General features: G+C 48.7%; 1 protein-coding gene. It reads left to right on the forward strand.

What is annotated here, in order from left to right; translation table 11 throughout:
- Positions 1-116: 116 nt before the first annotated feature.
- The coding region (locus tag VQ830_RS29000) for a DUF2169 domain-containing protein (RefSeq protein WP_337271544.1) at positions 117-546 on the forward strand (430 nt) is incomplete at its 3' end.

Here is a 546-nt window from a genome sequence, read left to right on the forward strand (position 1 = left end):
ATTCTGATCATGAAGGACGACGGCACGATCCTCCTCAAAGGCGTCAAGGTCTATATCGACGGCGAGAGCCACGTGCAGCTTACTGCTCCAATGATCGATAACAACTGAGACGTTCTATGCCAGAAGTGACAAACTTCACGCCTTATCCGAATCTCCGGTTCTACAGCGCCGATAATCAAGATCGGCGATTTGGATCTATTGTAGTCAAAGGCACGTTCGAGGTTAGTCCTTCTGGGCAACTTTTATTGGCCGAAGAGCAAGCGCCATTGGTGTTTACTGATCTGTGTCACGGGGAGGTCAATTTGTCGTCCTTGTGGCATCCTTCTGACTTGGTGCCATTCAAGCCCGCCACGGATATCCTTGTTAGTGCAGTTGCCAGAACACTGAATCAATCGCCATTGTCGAGCTGGAAATGCGGTCTCATCATTGAGAATGACAGTGAAGTCATCTTAGAAAAATTCCTCCGTGTAACTGGACCTCGGCTTTGGAAGCCAATTTGGAAACGGGAATTAAATGAAGCAAAACGCCCCGACTGGCGACGTTATC

The organism is Oryzifoliimicrobium ureilyticum (assembly GCF_037199735.1).
In the GTDB taxonomy this organism is placed as follows: Bacteria; Pseudomonadota; Alphaproteobacteria; order Rhizobiales; family Rhizobiaceae; genus Rhizobium; species Rhizobium ureilyticus.